Here is a 16,017-nt window from a genome sequence, read left to right as displayed (position 1 = left end):
GTACGGGGCACGAGGTCGGTCGTCAAGCCGGTCAGCGGCGCTTGATGCCCAACAGCTCGCGGGCATCGGTCGTCGACATCGGCGGGCGCTGCATCGTGGTCGCGAGCTCGGCGGCGCGGGAAACGAGCTCGGAGTTGTGCTGCACGTGCTGACCCCGGGCGAACACCACGTTGTCCTCCATGCCGACGCGCAGGTGCCCACCGGCCGACAGGGCCGCCGCCAGGACGGGCAGGTGGGTCCGGCCGATCCCCGTCGCCGACCATGAGGTCACCTCGTCGGGGAGCATCGCGACGCCAGCCAGGAGGGCGGCGGCAGTGCCCGGCATCGCGCCCGGCACACCCAGGACGAAGTCGACGTGGACCTTGCCGCCGAACGGCAGCCCGTGGGTGTCGAGGAGCCGCTGCAACGCGTGGACGTGCCCCAGCTCGAAGAGCTCGAACTCCGGCACGACCTCGCGCTCCTGCGCCTGCACGTAGAGGTCCGACATGAAGCCCCACGGGTTGAGGAACACGTCGTCACCGAAGTTGGTCGTGCCACACGTCAAGGAGCACGAGTCAGGCTCGGCGTCCAGGACGGTGAGCCGCTGCTCGAGCGGGTCGTGCACCGAGCCGCCGGTCGAGAGCTGGACGATGAGGTCGGTCTCGGAGCGGATCGCGTCGACTGCAGCCTTCAGGTGTCCGCCATCGAGCGTGGGCCGGTGCTCGTCGTCGCGGATGTGCAGGTGGATGAGGGCCGCCCCCGCCGCTTCACACGTGCGCGCCGTCTCGACGAGTTCCTCGAGAGTCGTCGGCAGCTGCGGCACATCGGCCTTCGCATGCTCCGCCCCCGTGGGGGCAACGGTGATCAGGGTCGCGGACGATGCGGTGGCCATGGCCTCAGTCTGTCAGGAGGACCAGACCCTTGGGCACCCGGATCGCGCAGATCCTGCGGCCGATCAGCGTCCGACGATGACGGTTTGCGCTCCAGCAACGGTTCCGGCGACAAGATCGACATCATCGGGAGTGTTGCGCTTGATGACGGCCAGGGCGATGGGGCCGTCCTCGTGGTGGCGCGCCACGCTCGTGATGCGACCGATCTCGCGGCCCTCGAGGACCAGCGGCGCCCCGGCCTCGGGCAGCAGGTGACCGGAGCCGTCGAGGTGGAGGAAGACGATGCGTCGCGGCGGGCGACCGAGGTTGTGGACACGCGCGACGGTCTCCTGGCCGCGGTAGCACCCCTTGTGCAGGTGCACGGCCGTGCGCAGCCAGTCGACCTCGTGCGCGATCGTGCGGTGGTCGGTCTCGAAGCCCAGTCGCGGACGCCAGGCGGCAACTCGCAACGCCTCAGCTGCCCAGATCCCGGCCAGGGGGCGGTCACCGACGGCGGCTTCGAGGTCAGCGCGCGGGACGATCAGCTCGCGCCAGCGGCGCGACTCACCCGGGTGCTCGGTCTCGGGACCGTATGCCGCCGTGTCAGCGACGAGGTTCGGCCACGGGTCCACCCACGCCAACGGCTCACCCTCGACACTGGCAGCCGAAAGCGGTTCTCCGAGAACGGCATACGCGTCAGTGACGTCTGAGACCTCAACCCGCAACATGAAGCGCATCGAGTCGAGCCAGGCCACGAGCGCCGGCGAGGTGCCGGGCTCGACGGTGATCCACGTCGACTCGCCGTCGTCAACGATGTGCAGGTCATGCTCGATGTGTCCCTTGGGCGACAGGACGAGCGACTCGGTCGAGACCCGCGGCGCGAGGCCAGTGAGCTGCTGGGTCGTGATGGAGTGCAACCACGTCAGGCGATCGGGTCCGGTGACGCGGACGACGCCACGGTGCGACAGGTCGACGACGGCCAGGCCCTCCTCGAGGAGGCGCTGCTCACGGCCGGGGTCGCCGTAGTGCGCGGCCACGCCAGCGTCGAGACCCTCACCCGCGACGGCACCGGGCCGGGTCAGCAGGGGTGAACCGCCAACGATGACGGGTGGCACTGTTGAAGGTTCGGTCATGACTGCTTCCTGCAGGTGCGGCAGAGGCCGTGGATGGCGGCATGGGTGACATCGGCCTGGAACCCAAGAGAACCATCGAGGCGAGCCACGAATTCCTGCGCCACCTCGACCGGTGCCTCGTCCACGGAACCGCACTCACGGCACACGACATGGATGTGGGTGGCATGGGTGGTGAGGTGATAGCTCGGCACCCGGTGGTCGACGTGCGTGTGGGTGACGAGACCGAGCTCCTGGAGCGCCTCGAGCGAGCGGTAGACCGTGGACAGCGCCATCGGTGCGTCCGCCTGTGCTGAGACGGCGTCGACGATCTGCTCGGGCGTGGCATGTCCGAGTCGCTCGACCGCGTCGAGCACCTGCTGGCGCTGCGGCGTGAGCCGCCGTCCGGCGGCTCGCAGACGCGTGCCGAGATCACTCACCCCACCAATGTATGCCGGTCGGCCGGATGGCCCAGCATGCGCACCTACACTGGGCAGGGTGCTAGACGACTTCGCCGCCGAGGACTCCCGTGCAGACCGCCAGGCTCACAAGAAGCCGCGCTGGGGGCGACGTTTCCTGCTCGTCGTCGCCTCGTTCGTCGCCCTGGCGCTCGTCGGGGCGGTCGGGTTCGTCGTCTTCCTCGACCGCAAGGCGGCCAGCAACATCAGCCACGAGGACCTCCTGCCCAAGTCCACCCCGACGACGAAGGACGGCAAGCCGGTCCCGCTCACGGGTGTCGGCCAGAACTACCTCATCATCGGCGCGGACACGCGCCCCGGCGACGCCGGCCGAGCGGACGTCATCGTGCTGGCGCACGTGCCCGAGGACAAGAAGGCCGTCCAGCTCATCCACTTCCCCCGCGACCTCTACGTCTCGATCCCGGGCCGCAAGAAGGACAAGATCAACGCCGCGTACGCCTACGGCGGGGCACCCCTGCTGGTGAGCACGCTCCAGGACCTCCTCGGCGTCAAGATCGACCACGTCGCCAAGACCGACTTCCAGGGCTTCAAGAACATGACCAACGCGGTCGGCGGAGTTCGGGTCTACGCCGAGGAGGCAAGCAGTGGCAGTGGCGCGGCCACGGACATCGCGATCCAGAAGGGCTGGAACAACCTCAACGGCGACCAGGCACTGGCCTTCGTGCGTGAACGCCACGAGCTCTCCGAGGGCGACATCTCGCGCGGCAGACGCCAGCAGGCATTCATCAAGGCGCTCATGATCAAGACGCTCACGCCGTCCGTCATCGCCAACCCCATCACCTTGACCAAGTTCGTCAACGCGGCCACGAGCAACCTCGTCGTGGACAAGGGCATGGACATCGGGACGATGCGCAGCGAAGCGATCTCGCTGCGCAACCTCCGCAGCGGCGACATCGTCTTCATCACCGCACCGTTCAACGGGTTCGGCACGTCCCCCGAAGGTGGGTCGATCGACATCCTGGACGAGGTCGGTATGGCTGCACTGGGCAAGGCCCTGCGCACCGACACCATGGACGACTACGCCGACGTGTCCGTCACGCCGTAACGTCCGGCGGCCCGAAAGGGCGAACGGCTACTCGACGCGCTTGAGCTCCGCCGAGAGGTGTGAGGTCAGCGGCTGGCCCATGGCCGCCATGTCCATGACCCACATGAGGTTGGACGTCACGTAGCCGTACATCCGGTGCGCCGCGGTGTACTCCTTGGCGTGCGGGCTGCGCATGACACCGTCGGTGCGCAGCTCGACCTTGGCCGGCTGGGCGTGCCCGGCATACATCTCGACGAAACCGGTGGGGTGCGCCAGGAGCAGCTCGACGTTGGTGCCGTCCTCGCTCTCGGGCACGGGACGCCAGAAGCCGACCTCGGTCGCGAGCGGGCGGACCTTCTCGCCCGCGTCGTCGAGGAGCCAGGACTGGCTGCGCCACTCGAGGAACGGCCGCCCGTCGTGGGCGCAGATGATCTCCTGGCCGAAGTTCGCCGACTCCATCGTGGGGTAGCCGACGACGCCGGCACCGACCCACTTGCCGACAAGCCAAGCGAGGGGGGCGAGCTCGGGCGGGAGGTCTGTGTCGAGATGGAAGGCCACGAGTGGGATCGTAGTCGCACCCCTGAGGAGGACCCATGGCCAATGCCTCGACCATCCGACCGCTCGTCGTCAAGATCACCTGTGGCGCCGAGGAGCTCGAACGCCTCAACCAGGGGCTCACCGTGGCTGCGACGGCCGTCGCAGCCGGCGCTGAGGTCAGCCTGTGGCTCACCGGCGACGCGACCTGGGTGGCCGTGGCCGGTCGCGCCGAACAGCTCTCACTCCCCCACGGTGCCCCGCTCCACGAGTTGCGCGACGCCCTGCTCGCGGGTGCCACCGTCACGGTCTGCGGCCAGTGCGCGGCGCGGCGTGACCTCTCCCCCGACGACCTGCTGGACGGCGCGACGATCAGGGGCGCCGCGGCATACGTCGAAGAAATCCTGCGACCGGACGCGCAAGCGATCGTCTACTGACGCAGACCACGACGGCGTATGCCGTGTGGCCGGGTCAGCCGACGATGAGTCGCGACAGCAGGTAGACCGGCACGGCGGTCACGAGGACCGAGGCCGCCGCGGCCGTGATCTGGCCGCGCATCCCGCGAATCGGCGACAGGGTGCACAGGGCCCGCCGCATCACGTGCGCCAGCACGCCGACGACCGCGCCGAGCAGGGCTCCCGAAGGCCCACCGACCACGTTGACGAACAGACCGGCCACACCTCCGGCGACGAGCCCGATGGCAGCGGCGGCCGGCATCATCCACGGCCGGGCCCTCGCGATCGGAGCGCCGAGGTCGGCAATGGCGGACAGGGCGAGGGCGGCCGCCACGACGGCGACGACCTCTCGGCCGCCGTAGGTGCGGCCGAGGGGCACGTACGCAGCACCGATGGCAGCGATCGCGACGCCAGCGGCGCTCACGGCCACGGACTGGGTGAGGCGCGGTCGACCGTCGCGGCGCAGGAGTTGGTGGAGGAACATCGCCAGCATCGCGACGGCCACGACGACGGGCACATGGCGCAGAAACGGCTCGCTGGAGGTCAGCGCGACGGCCACGGGTGCGCCCACGCCAGCCAGGCCGATGGCAAGCGACGAGCCGAACTTGCTCGAGGAACCCAGCAGCTCGGGCCAGCCCCAGGCGAGCACGAGGCCACCCCAGGCAATCGCCGCAGCCCCCAGAGCATGGTCAGCCGCAGTCGCGACGGCCAGCAGCACGGCGAACACCGCAGTCGCGAGGACCAGGGTCACCCGACGCTCCGTGGCGATCGGCGGCAGGATCGGGTTGCGCCGGCGGTCCTCCCGCGCGGCACGCCGGGCAGCACGCGACTCGTTCACCGGTTCGTTCACCGGGTCACTCACGGGCTCCGTCGCATCCACGATCGGCATCCTGCCATCAGTCACGCCGTCACCCCCCGGCGAAAGGCGGAAGCACCTCGACGACCTTGTCCTCGCCGACCTCCGCGTCGCGACCCACGGATCGGCCGTCGAGGAGGACCGAACACACGGCGACGACGTCGCGCAGCGCCGGGTGCGCCGTGACCGCCGCGTCGAGGACGTCACCGACCCGCGGACCCGCCTCGAACGTCTCCTCGGTCACGCCTGCGGCCGCCCGGGCACCGGCCCAATAACGCAGTGTCACCAGTCTCATGCCCCGGTGAGAGCCGTCGATCGCGGTCATGTCCACCTATTCTGTGCTGGATGGCCCACCTCCTGCTGCTGACGAACGCCTTGGCGCCGAGCGCCGAGGTGCTGCCAGCTCTGGGCCTGCTCAGCCACCATGTTCGCATCCTCCCGGCCGAGCCGACCGCACTCATCGACGCTCCGGCCGCTGACGCGGTGCTCGTCGACGCCCGCCGTGAGCTCGCCATGGCGCGTTCGTTGTGCCGTGTCATCCGCACGACCGGCCTGTCCGCGCCCCTGTTTGCCGTGCTCACCGAGGGTGGGCTCGCGGGCCTGACCCCTGAGTGGGGCATCGACGACGTGCTGCTCGACAGCGCCGGCCCCGCCGAGGTCGAGGCGCGGCTGCGGCTCGCCATTGCTCGCGGCCTGGAGGGCGAAGGAGTCGATGACGACGTACGGATCACTGCCGGCGTGCTCGTCATCGACGAGGCGACCTACTCGGTCAAGCTGCGCGGCAAGGCCCTCGACCTGACCTACAAGGAGTTCGAGCTCCTCAAGTACCTCGCCCAGCACCCGGGCCGCGTCTTCACCCGTGCCCAGCTGCTGCAGGAGGTGTGGGGCTACGACTACTTCGGTGGCACCCGCACCGTCGACGTCCACGTACGCCGCCTGCGCGCCAAGCTCGGCTCCGACCACGAGACGCTCATCGGCACGGTCCGCAACGTCGGCTACCGCTTCGTCCCCGAAGAGGCTGAGGCTGCCGCCGAGGCCGAGATCGCGTCCTCGTGACCTCCGTCCGCCTCGAGACGTCCTCCCACCTCGATGGGACCGTGGCTGCTGACGTCCTCGCGTTGGCTGCGCGTGCTGCCGACGCCGACGGCGTCGAGGCCATCTCGGAGGCCTTCCGACTTGCCCTCACCTCCGCCCATGGCGACGTTTCACACCTTGTGGCGTATGCCGGTGAGTCGCGTTCCGAGGACCTGCTCGGCTACGCGGCGGTGGACTCCGGTGGCTCCGCCGAGCTCGTCGTCGACCCGGATGCGCGCCGGCAGGGCGTGGGCCGGGAGCTGCTCCACGCCTTGTTCGACTCCGACTTCGTGCCCGGGTCGGCGACGGGTGTGTGGGCTCATGGCGATCTGCCAGCTGCCCAGGCCCTGGCCGCCGCCGAGGGTCTGGTCTCGACCCGCGAGCTTCATGTCATGGCGCGAGACGTGGCGCCGGGCGACGAAGTCGATCCTGTTCTCCCAGAGGGCTTTTCGGCGCGGACGTTCGAGCTCGGGCGTGACGAGCAGGCCTGGCTCGAGGTCAACGCGCTGGCCTTCGCGACCCATCCTGAGCAGGGCTCGATCACCCTCGAGGACCTGCAGGACCGCATGGCCCAGGACTGGTTCGACCCCGCTGGCCTCTTCCTCGTGGAGGACACGACAGTGACCGATGCCGACGGTGGCCATCCGCTCGCGGCCTCGCACTGGACCAAGCGGGAACCCGGCTCAAGAACCGGAGAGGTGTACGTCGTAGGCGTGCACCCGGCATACCAAGGTCGTGGTCTTGCCGGACCACTCACGGGACTCGGCACCGCCTACCTCGCCCGTCAGGGCGTCGACACGATCGACCTCTACGTCGACGGCGACAACACGCGTGCGCTCGCGACCTATCGGCGCGCGGGCTTCGAGGACGCCGCCATCCACGTCGTCTACGGACGTCCGACCGCGCCGTAGAGTGGCCCGGTCCACCCGCAGACGCGTCAGGGAGAGCACGTGACCGACACCCGCCCCGAGGGCGCCGGAGTAGATCCCGAAGGCGCCACCCCGCCGCTCGACACGGGCGGCAACAGCGTCGCCCGCAACAGCGCGATCATGGCGGTCGGAACCCTCGGGTCCAGGGTCCTCGGGTTCGTCCGCACCGCGATGCTCTCGGGTGTCGTCGTGTCCAAGGCGTTCGACTCGTTCACCATCTCGAACACCCTGCCGACGCAGCTCTACGTGCTCATCAACGGCGGCATCATCTCTGCGTTGCTCATCCCGCAGCTGACCAAGGCGATGATGCGCAAGGACGGTGGGCAGGACTTCAGCGACCGCCTCATCACCCTGTGCCTGCTCGTGCTGGGCGGCGCGACCCTCCTCTCGATGGCTGGGACGCCGTGGATCATCGATCTGCTGACCAAGGACTCCGCGGGCCAGGCCTTCCTCGACCTGACGATCTTCATGGCCTACATCTGTGTGCCGCAGCTGTTCTTCTACGGGCTCTACTCCGTGCTGGGACAGGTGCTCAACGCCCGCGGCAACTTCCTCGCCTACGCCTGGGCACCCGCCGCGGCCAACGTCATCCAGATCATCGGCCTGGGCTGGTTCATCGTGCAGTGGGGGAAGCAGTCCGCCGCGACCGGCTGGACGACCGAGATGATCCTCGTGCTCGGGGTCAGCACCACCTTGGGCATTGCGTTGCAGGGCCTGTGCCTCATCTGGCCGCTGTGGAAGTCCGGCTTCCGCTACCGGCCCCGGTTCGGCTGGCGCGGTGTCGGCTTCAGCGACATGTCGCGCATGACCGGATGGACGGTCGCGGCCCTGGTCATCTCACAGGCCTACGGCTTCCTGACGACAGGGATCATGGCGCCCGAGTCCGTCGGTGACAACGTCCCGAGCACCGGGATCCAGACCTGGGCCTACACCCTCTACATCCTTCCCCACTCGATCATCACGACCTCGATCGTCAGCGCGCTCTTCCCGGCGATGTCACGCGCGCACGAGTCGGGCGACCTCGCCGAGATGCGGCGCCGGGTCGTCAGCGGACTCACCAGCCCGGCCGTCCTTCTGCTCCCCGCGACTGCTGCCTTCATCGCGCTGGGCCGACCCATGGCCAACAGCCTCTTCCCGGGGACGCGCTACATCCCGGAGAAGGGCGTCGACGACGGCAGGGACGTCGCGCTCGTCCTGGCCATCATGTCGATCGGCCTGCTGCCCTTTGGCGTCACGGCACTCAAGCAGCGCTACTGCTTCGCTCGCGGCGACGGGTGGCTCAACTTCTGGCTCGTGGCCCTCATGGTGGGCATCAGCGTTGCCGGTTGCGCCGTGGCCGTGTGGGTCTCGCCGCCGAAGTACCTCGTCGCGACCGTGGCCGCAGGTGCCACGCTCGCCAACTTCGCCTCAGCGGGCGCGTTCCTCTTCGTGGCCCGCTCGCAGCTCGGCGGACTCGACTTCGGCCGGGTCTCGCGGCTGTGGACTCGCCTTGCCCTCGCCTCGGCGATCGCCGGTCTGGGTGGCTGGGCCGCGGCGTCGTTGGTTGCCGACCCGGCGAGCAGCTACGTGTTGAACGTCGCCGCACTCGCGGTGGGTGGCCTGGTCATGCTGGTTCTCTACTACGTCGCCGCGAAGGTCATGCGGATCCGCGAGGTCGAGGACATGGTCGCGCCGGTCCTGCGGCGCCTCCCCGGCCGCGCCTGACCCACTTCCCCCGACTTATTGCGCAACCCGTCGGATCGCCTGACTTCTTGCGCAATCCGTCTGCCCGACGCTTTGCGCAATCAGTGGACAGTTCCGTCGGATTGCGCAAGAAGTGTGGGTCGGCGGGTCAGCGTCGAGGGAGGTCCGAGTCCGCGGCCTCGCCGCCGGGGTGGAAGGCCGCCTCGGGGTCGTAGTACTGGTGGAACTTGCGGTCGTAACTCACGCCCGCCGCGAGGATCTTGGCCCACCGCACCGGATGCTTCTCGGCCTTGTAGTGCATCGGGTTGCGCAACCCACCGGCCTTGATGACTCGCTGCACCCGCGCCCACAGCTCGGGGTGACGGGCGAGAGCCCACTTGATCGTCCGCACCGGGACGACCGAGTAGACCGTCTCGGTGTCGGCCTCGATGAGTTCGAACTCGTCGGGGAGGTTGTCGTGGACGTACTCATCGACGTACCACTTGACCGCGTTGAAGCCGGTCCCGGTGACGTAGTAGTTGGAGCGCCCCAGCCGCGGGTTGAGCTCGAAGAACTTGCTCTTCCCGTCGCGCGGGTCGTACTTGAGGTCGAAGTTGGCGTAGCCGACCCACTTGAGCTCGGCCAGCAGGCGCACGGACTCGTCGACGATCTCGCGGTTCTGGCCGGTGAGGATCGCGGCCGGCACACCGATCAGTCCGGGTGAGTGCTCCTCGATGAGGGTCCGGCCGTAGGACGCGAAGCGCACCTGCGAGTTCTTGTCGCAGTAGCAGGTGAGGATCCGCATGCCCGTGTCGTCGCCCGGGATCATGTCCTGCAGGATCAGCTTGGCGCGATAGCCCGACCCGTGGATGCGGTCGAGCAGGTCGCGCAACTCGTCGGCGGACGCGACCTCGTGCACCTTCGCCTGGCCCTCGAACTTCACGAGGTTCCAGGCCCGCGGCGCCGTGGGCTTGAGGATGAGCGGATAGCCCTGCGTCGGGATCTGACCACCATCAGAAACGGTGTATGCCGTTCCTTGTGAATTCTCGGCCAGGTCAATGATCGTCGTGGTCGGGATCGAGACGCCCGCCGCCAGGGCCGCCTTCTCGAAGGTGTGCTTGCGCGTCGCTCGCTTCAGGATCTCGGCCCGGACGTAGGGCACCTTCCACGAGTCGTCGAGCTGGTCGCGCATGGCGTCGATGACGTCGACGAGGGCATCCGAGGTCGCGAGAAGGATCTTGGGCTGCGAGAGCTCGGCAAAGCCCGAGGACTTGAGGGTGGCCGCCAAGGCCTCGGGGTCGTGGGCGTCGGAGCACGTGACCACTTCGAGGATCGCGGAGTTCTCGACGACCCACGACGTCGCGCCACTCACGACGAGCGACTTCACGCCGTACTCCTCATGGAAGGCACGCACCAACGAGTACCCACCGACGTGGGCACCGACGATCACGGGAACGAACGGCTGGTCGGCTACAGATTCATACGAGCTCTCAGGCTGTGTCCTTGGCATGGAGTTCGCCTCTCAGCGGCGCTTGTAGACGCGGACGGCAAGGTCGATGAGCCGACCGGAAAGGGGACGGAGCTGCTTGGTGAACTCACCGGCATACTCGCGTCGTTCCGGGTTCCACTGGCGCTTGAACTCCTCGAGCCCCTCGGACGCGTCGATGCCACCGAAGTCGAAGGTCGTCACGCCCTTGGCCGCCGCGTCCTGCATGATCTGCCAGACCATGAGGTAGTTCGGGCGCAGGTTGCGGTGCTCGTCGGAGCTCGCGGCATACAGGTAGGAGCCGCGGGTGCCGCACGTCGCGAAGACCGAGCCGGCGAGGTACTGGCCATCGGGGTGCTTCGCGTGCGATGCCTCGAACTCGGCGGCCGAACCCTCGTTCTTCTCGATGCTCTCCTCGAGTCCGGCGACCTGGCGGTCGGCCTTCTCGGAGGGGTACTTCTCGCGCTTGGCCGCTGCCTTCTCGAGCTGACCGCGCAGGTCCTCGAGCTTGGCGCGGGCTGCCTCGGCCGCAGCACCGTGGTCGAGCTTGACGAGCGAGATGACGATGTCGTCGGTCGGTGAGAGTACGTCGTAGAGGGTCGTGAAGTACTCCATGCTGCGGATGCCGAAGCCGTCGCGCGCACCGGTCGTCTTCATGAGCTCGTAGAACGCGGGGATCTTGTCGCGACCGACCGACTCGTAGACGAGGCCAGACTTCTCGGCCTTGCGGATCGACTGGCGCGTGCCCTGGGTGAGGTCCTTGTGCAGGGCCTCGAGGTCGCTGATGTCGGTGACCATGCGCAGCGCCGGCTGGGCGAGCGTCTTGGCCGCGTCGTCGCCCGGGTCGGTGCGGGTGAAGCCACGCGACTCGAGGGCCGGCCGGATGTCGGGGTTGTCGATGCGCACGGCCGGGTCGATGCGCAGGAGGACGCCACGGTTCTCCTTGGCGACCTTGGTGACCTCGGCGAGCAGCGCGTCGACCGCCTCGGCATCTGCCCAGTCGACGACGAACCCACGCGGGCAGTAGGCTAGGGCCATCGGCACGACCGGGGTGCGGCGGAAGAGGATCAGCGCTGCGCCGGTGACCTCGTCGGCGCCATCCGGTCCGGCGCCCTTGCGGCCCACGGCGACCGTCTTCCAGGTCCAGCCGGTGTGCTCCTTCTCCTTGCCCCACGGCGTCGTCTGCATGAGGTGCCCGTTGGGGTGGTCACGAACGAAATCGTCGTGCTCACGCTCGGTGAGGGACAGGGCCGACAGTGCCACGAAGCTCCTAGGTCAGGTCGTCAGGGATCGCACCGGAGTCTATCCGCCGAGCGGGACGCGGAAATCGGGCATGTTCCCGGATATGACCGAGACGATCCGCGATTTCCGCGCCATCGGCGAGCAGCCCACGCCGGGGTTAGGCTCGAAGCGTGCGCAACGAACCGGTCGGCATTCTTGGCGGCGTGGGCCCGATGGCCACCGTCTACTTCATGCAGCGCGTCCTCGAGATGACGGATGCGGGCCGGGACCAGGACCACGTCGACATGCTCGTGTGGAACCACGCCAGCATTCCGGACCGCACGGCATACATCGTCGGAGACAGTGACGAGAGCCCCGGACCGGTGATGGCGCAGGACGCACGCGAGCTCGAGCGGGCCGGCGCCAAGTTCATCGCGCTGCCGTGCAACACCGCGCAGGCGTTCCAGGACGAGGTCGCGGCCGCCGTCACCATTCCCGTCATCGACATCGTCGCCGTGACGGTCGAGGCCGCCAAGGCTGCCGTGCCCGGGCTGACGACGCTGGGCATCCTCGCGACGGACGGCACGCTGCGCGCGGAGACCTATCACCGGGCCGCCGAGGCTGCGGGGCTCACACCGATCGCCCCCGACGACGTCGTCCAGAAGGACGTCATGTCGATGATCTACGACGGAGTCAAAGCGGGTATGCCGGTCAGCCGCGACCGCTTCGACGCTGCGGTCGAGCACTTGCGCACCAAGGGTGCCGGCGCCATCGTGCTCGGCTGCACCGAGCTGTCCATCCTGCAGACCGACCTCAAGGTCGACGAGCCCGATGTCGTCGACTCGCTCGATGCCCTTGCCGCGCGCACGGTGGTGCTCGCCGGCGGCAGACTGCGCTGACCCGGTGATGTCTTCTCCTGTTCACCTCGAACTGTCACGATGAAGCCATGACGACGTCGACGACCCAGGACAACTCAGTGGACCTGGAACAGCCCGAGGATTCGACGGAAGCGGCCGACGCCCCTGACACGGCTGCCGAGGCTGCTGCTGGTGGGAACTTCGTCCGAGAGGTGTCGATCGCGAGCGCCTCTGCGTCCGAGGCCCGGGCGATCCAGCCCCGCTCGTCCAACGGCCGCTTCACACGACCCGAGGATGAGGCCGACGGGCTGCCCGCCGACCGGTTCCTCGACCGCGAGATCTCGTGGCTGCAGTTCAATGAGCGCGTCCTCCAGCTGGCCGCCGACGAGAACGTGCCGCTCCTCGAACGCGCCCGTTTCCTCGCGATCTTCACGTCCAACCTCGACGAGTTCTTCATGGTGCGAGTCGCCGGCCTCAAGCGCCGCATCGCCACCGGCCTCGCGGTGCGCTCGGCCTCGGGTCTCGAGCCGCGCGAGGTCCTCGAGCAGATCTCCAGCGTGGCCCACGAGCTCCTCGACATGCAGGCCCGTGTCTATGACGACCTCGTGCAGCCCGCACTCGAGGACGAGGGCATCCAGGTCGTCCGCTGGGACGAGCTCTCAGAGGACGAGCAGACCGAACTCGGCCAGCTCTTCACCGACCGGGTCTTCCCCGTGCTCACTCCGCTGGCTGTTGATCCGGCCCACCCGTTCCCCTACATCTCCGGGCTGTCGCTCAACCTCGCCGTCCTTTTGGTCAACCCCAAGACCGGCAAGGAGCACTTCGCTCGGGTCAAGGTGCCGCCGCTGCTCCCTCGCCTCATCCGGGTGGGCGAGACCGGCTCGGCCGGCGACGTCTACGACGTGCGGTTCGTGCCGCTCGAGGACGTCATGTCCGCCCACCTCGACCAGCTCTTCCCCGGTATGGAGGTGCACGAGCACTACACCTTCCGGGTCACCCGCAACGAGGACCTCGAGGTCGAGGAGGACGACGCCGAGAACCTCCTTGCTGCCCTCGAGAAGGAACTGACCCGTCGCCGCTTCGGCCCGCCCGTCCGGCTCGAGGTCGACCGCGCCATGGACGACCACGTCATGGACCTGCTCGTGCGTGAACTCGGCGTCTCGGGTCACGAGGTCTATCGCCTGCCCGCACCGCTCGACCTGCGCGGCCTCAACATCATCGCCGACCTCGAACGCTCCGACCTGCACTATCCGGCGTTCGTCTCGCGCACCAACAGCGACCTCGCGCCGACCGAGAGCGCCAAGGCGCGCGACATCTTCGCGAGCATCCGCAAGCAGGACGTCCTGCTCCAGCACCCCTACGACTCGTTCTCGACGTCGGTGCAGGCCTTCATCGAGCAGGCGGCCGCGGACCCCAACGTCCTCGCCATCAAGCAGACCCTCTATCGCACCAGCGGTGACTCCCCGATCATCGACGCCCTCATCGACGCCGCCGACAGCGGCAAGCAGGTGCTGGCCGTCGTCGAGATCAAGGCCCGCTTCGACGAGCAGAACAACATCTCCTGGGCCCGAAAGCTCGAGCGCGCCGGCGTCCACGTCGTCTACGGCATTGTCGGACTCAAGACCCACTGCAAGCTCAGCCTCGTCGTTCGTCAGGAGGAGGACGGGCTGCGCCGCTACTGCCACGTCGGCACCGGCAACTACAACCCCAAGACGGCCCGCCTCTATGAGGACTTCGGTCTGCTCACGTGCGACCCGCAGGTCGGCGAGGACCTGTCGCGCCTGTTCAACCAGCTCTCGGGCATTGCACCGCGCAGCAAGTTCAAGCGACTCATGGTCGCGCCGCGATCGGTGCGCACCGGGCTCCTCGAGCGCATCGACACGCAGATCGAGTGCGAGAAAGCCAAGAAGGGCACCGGCTACATCGGCTTCAAGGTCAACTCCATCGTCGACGAGCAGGTCATCGACGCGCTCTACCGTGCCTCGATGGCCGGCGTGAAGGTCGACGTCTGGGTCCGCGGCATCTCGTCCCTGCGCCCCGGCGTCGAGGGGTTGTCCGAGAGCATCACCGTCCACTCGATCCTCGGCCGCTTCCTCGAACACTCCCGGATCTTCCTCTTCGGAACCGGTGACGAGGCAGAGGCGTGGATCGGCAGCGCCGACATGATGCACCGCAACCTCGACCGCCGTGTCGAGTGCCTCGTGAGCCTGTCCGACCCGCGCCACCTCCACGACCTCAGCTCGCTCATGACCAAGGGCATGAGTGGCGACTACTCCCACTGGAGTCTCGAGAGTGACGGTCGCTGGAGCCGACACCACGTCGGAGCCGACGGCGAGCTGCTCGATGATCTGCAGGCCGGGCTCATCGAGATGCACGCGAAGCGTCGACGCAAGGCTCGGCGGCGCTGAGTACGCAGGCCCGATCCCAGGTCATCCCCGCGGCAGGAACGCTGCCGTGGCGGGTGCGTGACGGCGTGCTCGAGGTCGCCCTCGTCCACCGCCCTCGCTACGACGACTGGTCCTGGCCCAAGGGCAAGCTCGACCCGGGCGAGGACTGGGGCACTGCCGCCGCCCGCGAGACGCTTGAGGAGACCGGGCTCGAGGTGCGCCTCGGCCGTCCCCTGCCCGAGGCCCGCTACCTCCTGCTCACCAAGGCGGGCGAGCCCGGCGAGAAGATCGTCCGCTACTGGGCCTCCACCGTCACCGGCGGCAGCGGCGTGCTCGAGAACGAGATCGACGCAGTCGCATGGCTCGACGTCGTCGAGGCCAACGTGCGCCTCGACTACGCCCACGACCGCGAACAGTTGCGCGCCCTCGTGCGCGCCCACACCGAGGCCTCCCTCGACACCTGGCCGCTCATCATCGTCCGGCACGCCAAGGCCGTCCCACGCTCGGACTGGAAGGGCGACGACCGCGAGCGCCCACTCGAGGCGCGCGGACGAGAACGCGCCGATGGGCTCATCCCGGTGCTCACGGCATACGGGATCTCACGAATCCTCACGTCACCGTCCGTGCGTTGTCTCGACACGATCTCCCCGTATGCCGTGTGGTTCGGGATCGTGCCCCGTGCCAAGAGAGGTCTGTCCGAGGAGGGCCACGAGGCTGCCCCGGACAAGGCGGAGCAGCACATCGAGCGGGTGCTTGAGCGCGGTGAACCGACGGCGGTGTGCTCGCACGGACCGGTGATGGGGTCGCTGCTCGAAGCCCTGGGCACGCGGCTCGATCTCGCGGGAGATGGCTCCGTCGACTCGCTCGAGCGGTTCGTCGCAGCGCAGGACGAGAACCTCGTCAAGGGCGAGGCGCTCGTCTGCCACGTCGCCGGTGTCGGGGCGGACGCGCGCATCGTCGCCGTCGAGCGCCACCTCACGACCTGACCTTCGTCTTCGTGCCCCGCACGGACAACTCGCTAGCGCTCGCCGCACCTCCTGAGCTCGTCTTCGTGCCCCGCACGGACAACTCGCTGGCGCTCGCCGCACCCCCTGAG

The 16,017-nt window shown here is 68.5% G+C and carries 16 protein-coding genes; 8 read left to right on the top strand and 8 right to left on the bottom strand.

Annotated features, from left to right (window positions below):
• Positions 1-31: 31 nt before the first annotated feature.
• From JNB_RS15940 to JNB_RS15930, 3 genes are all read right to left on the bottom strand, one after another.
• The gene (locus JNB_RS15940) at positions 32-871 is read right to left on the bottom strand and encodes a 3-keto-5-aminohexanoate cleavage protein (RefSeq protein WP_009777545.1); all 840 of its coding nucleotides are present in this window, start codon (positions 869-871) and stop codon (positions 32-34) included.
• Between the two features lie 63 nt (positions 872-934).
• Positions 935-1,981 (bottom strand): folate-binding protein YgfZ, encoded by a 1,047-nt coding sequence (locus JNB_RS15935; protein ID WP_050766637.1) that lies wholly within the window; start codon positions 1,979-1,981, stop codon positions 935-937.
• A complete protein-coding gene (locus JNB_RS15930) occupies positions 1,978-2,397 on the bottom strand; it encodes a Fur family transcriptional regulator (RefSeq protein ID WP_009777543.1) in 420 nt (139 codons plus the stop codon). Before JNB_RS15930 ends, JNB_RS15935 begins: the two co-directional genes overlap by 4 nt.
• A gap of 58 nt (positions 2,398-2,455) precedes the next feature.
• Between JNB_RS15930 and JNB_RS15925 the strand changes: the two genes are divergently transcribed.
• Positions 2,456-3,481 (top strand): LCP family protein, encoded by a 1,026-nt coding sequence (locus tag JNB_RS15925; RefSeq protein ID WP_009777542.1) that lies wholly within the window; start codon positions 2,456-2,458, stop codon positions 3,479-3,481.
• A 27-nt stretch (positions 3,482-3,508) separates the two neighbouring features.
• On the opposite strand, the gene JNB_RS15920 is transcribed toward JNB_RS15925, so the two are convergent.
• Positions 3,509-4,018, bottom strand: a complete 510-nt coding sequence (locus JNB_RS15920) for an FABP family protein (protein ID WP_009777541.1) — start codon at positions 4,016-4,018, stop codon at positions 3,509-3,511.
• A 35-nt stretch (positions 4,019-4,053) separates the two neighbouring features.
• Between JNB_RS15920 and JNB_RS15915 the strand changes: the two genes are divergently transcribed.
• A complete protein-coding gene (locus JNB_RS15915) occupies positions 4,054-4,431 on the top strand; it encodes a DsrE family protein (RefSeq protein ID WP_009777540.1) in 378 nt (125 codons plus the stop codon).
• A 34-nt stretch (positions 4,432-4,465) separates the two neighbouring features.
• On the opposite strand, the gene JNB_RS15910 is transcribed toward JNB_RS15915, so the two are convergent.
• Positions 4,466-5,329 (bottom strand): hypothetical protein, encoded by an 864-nt coding sequence (locus JNB_RS15910; RefSeq protein ID WP_148232471.1) that lies wholly within the window; start codon positions 5,327-5,329, stop codon positions 4,466-4,468.
• Positions 5,330-5,357: 28 nt separating this feature from the next.
• Complete coding sequence (locus JNB_RS15905) at positions 5,358-5,630, bottom strand: MoaD/ThiS family protein (protein ID WP_009777538.1); 273 nt, start codon at positions 5,628-5,630, stop codon at positions 5,358-5,360.
• Positions 5,631-5,650: 20 nt separating this feature from the next.
• Here JNB_RS15905 and JNB_RS15900 point away from each other — a divergent pair, with 20 nt between their 5' ends.
• From JNB_RS15900 to murJ, 3 genes are read left to right on the top strand one after another with little or no spacing between them, the layout of a single operon-like run.
• Positions 5,651-6,361 carry a response regulator transcription factor gene (locus JNB_RS15900; protein ID WP_009777537.1) on the top strand — a complete coding sequence of 237 codons (711 nt, stop codon included), beginning with the start codon at positions 5,651-5,653 and terminating at the stop codon, positions 6,359-6,361.
• Positions 6,358-7,290, top strand: a complete 933-nt coding sequence (mshD, locus tag JNB_RS15895) for a mycothiol synthase (RefSeq protein ID WP_009777536.1) — start codon at positions 6,358-6,360, stop codon at positions 7,288-7,290. Before JNB_RS15900 ends, mshD begins: the two co-directional genes overlap by 4 nt.
• A 39-nt stretch (positions 7,291-7,329) precedes the next feature.
• Positions 7,330-9,012 carry a murein biosynthesis integral membrane protein MurJ gene (gene murJ / locus JNB_RS15890; RefSeq protein WP_009777535.1) on the top strand — a complete coding sequence of 561 codons (1,683 nt, stop codon included), beginning with the start codon at positions 7,330-7,332 and terminating at the stop codon, positions 9,010-9,012.
• Between the two features lie 127 nt (positions 9,013-9,139).
• Here murJ and JNB_RS15885 read toward each other — a convergent pair whose 3' ends face one another.
• Together JNB_RS15885 and JNB_RS15880 are read right to left on the bottom strand one after the other, a co-directional pair.
• The gene (locus JNB_RS15885) at positions 9,140-10,357 is read right to left on the bottom strand and encodes a hypothetical protein (RefSeq protein WP_237700678.1); all 1,218 of its coding nucleotides are present in this window, start codon (positions 10,355-10,357) and stop codon (positions 9,140-9,142) included.
• Between the two features lie 135 nt (positions 10,358-10,492).
• On the bottom strand, positions 10,493-11,719 hold the full coding sequence (locus tag JNB_RS15880) for a peptidoglycan bridge formation glycyltransferase FemA/FemB family protein (RefSeq protein WP_009777533.1): 1,227 nt from the start codon (positions 11,717-11,719) through the stop codon (positions 10,493-10,495).
• 149 nt (positions 11,720-11,868) lie between these two features.
• Between JNB_RS15880 and JNB_RS15875 the strand changes: the two genes are divergently transcribed.
• From JNB_RS15875 to JNB_RS15865, 3 genes are read left to right on the top strand one after another with little or no spacing between them, the layout of a single operon-like run.
• Positions 11,869-12,576 carry an aspartate/glutamate racemase family protein gene (locus JNB_RS15875; protein WP_009777532.1) on the top strand — a complete coding sequence of 236 codons (708 nt, stop codon included), beginning with the start codon at positions 11,869-11,871 and terminating at the stop codon, positions 12,574-12,576.
• Between the two features lie 47 nt (positions 12,577-12,623).
• A complete protein-coding gene (locus JNB_RS15870) occupies positions 12,624-14,942 on the top strand; it encodes an RNA degradosome polyphosphate kinase (RefSeq protein ID WP_009777531.1) in 2,319 nt (772 codons plus the stop codon).
• Between the two features lie 53 nt (positions 14,943-14,995).
• Positions 14,996-15,907, top strand: coding sequence for an NUDIX hydrolase (locus tag JNB_RS15865; RefSeq protein WP_009777530.1), 912 nt, complete (start codon positions 14,996-14,998; stop codon positions 15,905-15,907).
• The last annotated feature ends 110 nt before the right edge of the window (positions 15,908-16,017 follow it).

The sequence above is a fragment of the Janibacter sp. HTCC2649 genome (assembly GCF_000152705.1).
Lineage (GTDB): Bacteria > Actinomycetota > Actinomycetes > Actinomycetales > Dermatophilaceae > Knoellia.
The sequence above is the reverse complement of the archived record's forward strand: the minus strand, read 5'-3'. Positions and strand labels throughout refer to the sequence as shown.

Bases quoted from the DNA above. Each gene is read 5' to 3' on its own strand.
- JNB_RS15940 (WP_009777545.1), bottom strand. From the start codon at position 871: ATGGCCACCGCATCGTCCGCGACCCTGATCACCGTTGCCCCCACGGGG.
- JNB_RS15905 (WP_009777538.1), bottom strand. From the start codon at position 5,630: ATGACCGCGATCGACGGCTCTCACCGGGGCATGAGACTGGTGACACTG.
- JNB_RS15915 (WP_009777540.1), top strand. From the start codon at position 4,054: ATGGCCAATGCCTCGACCATCCGACCGCTCGTCGTCAAGATCACCTGT.
- JNB_RS15900 (WP_009777537.1), top strand. From the start codon at position 5,651: ATGGCCCACCTCCTGCTGCTGACGAACGCCTTGGCGCCGAGCGCCGAG.
- JNB_RS15870 (WP_009777531.1), top strand. From the start codon at position 12,624: ATGACGACGTCGACGACCCAGGACAACTCAGTGGACCTGGAACAGCCC.
- JNB_RS15935 (WP_050766637.1), bottom strand. From the start codon at position 1,981: ATGACCGAACCTTCAACAGTGCCACCCGTCATCGTTGGCGGTTCACCC.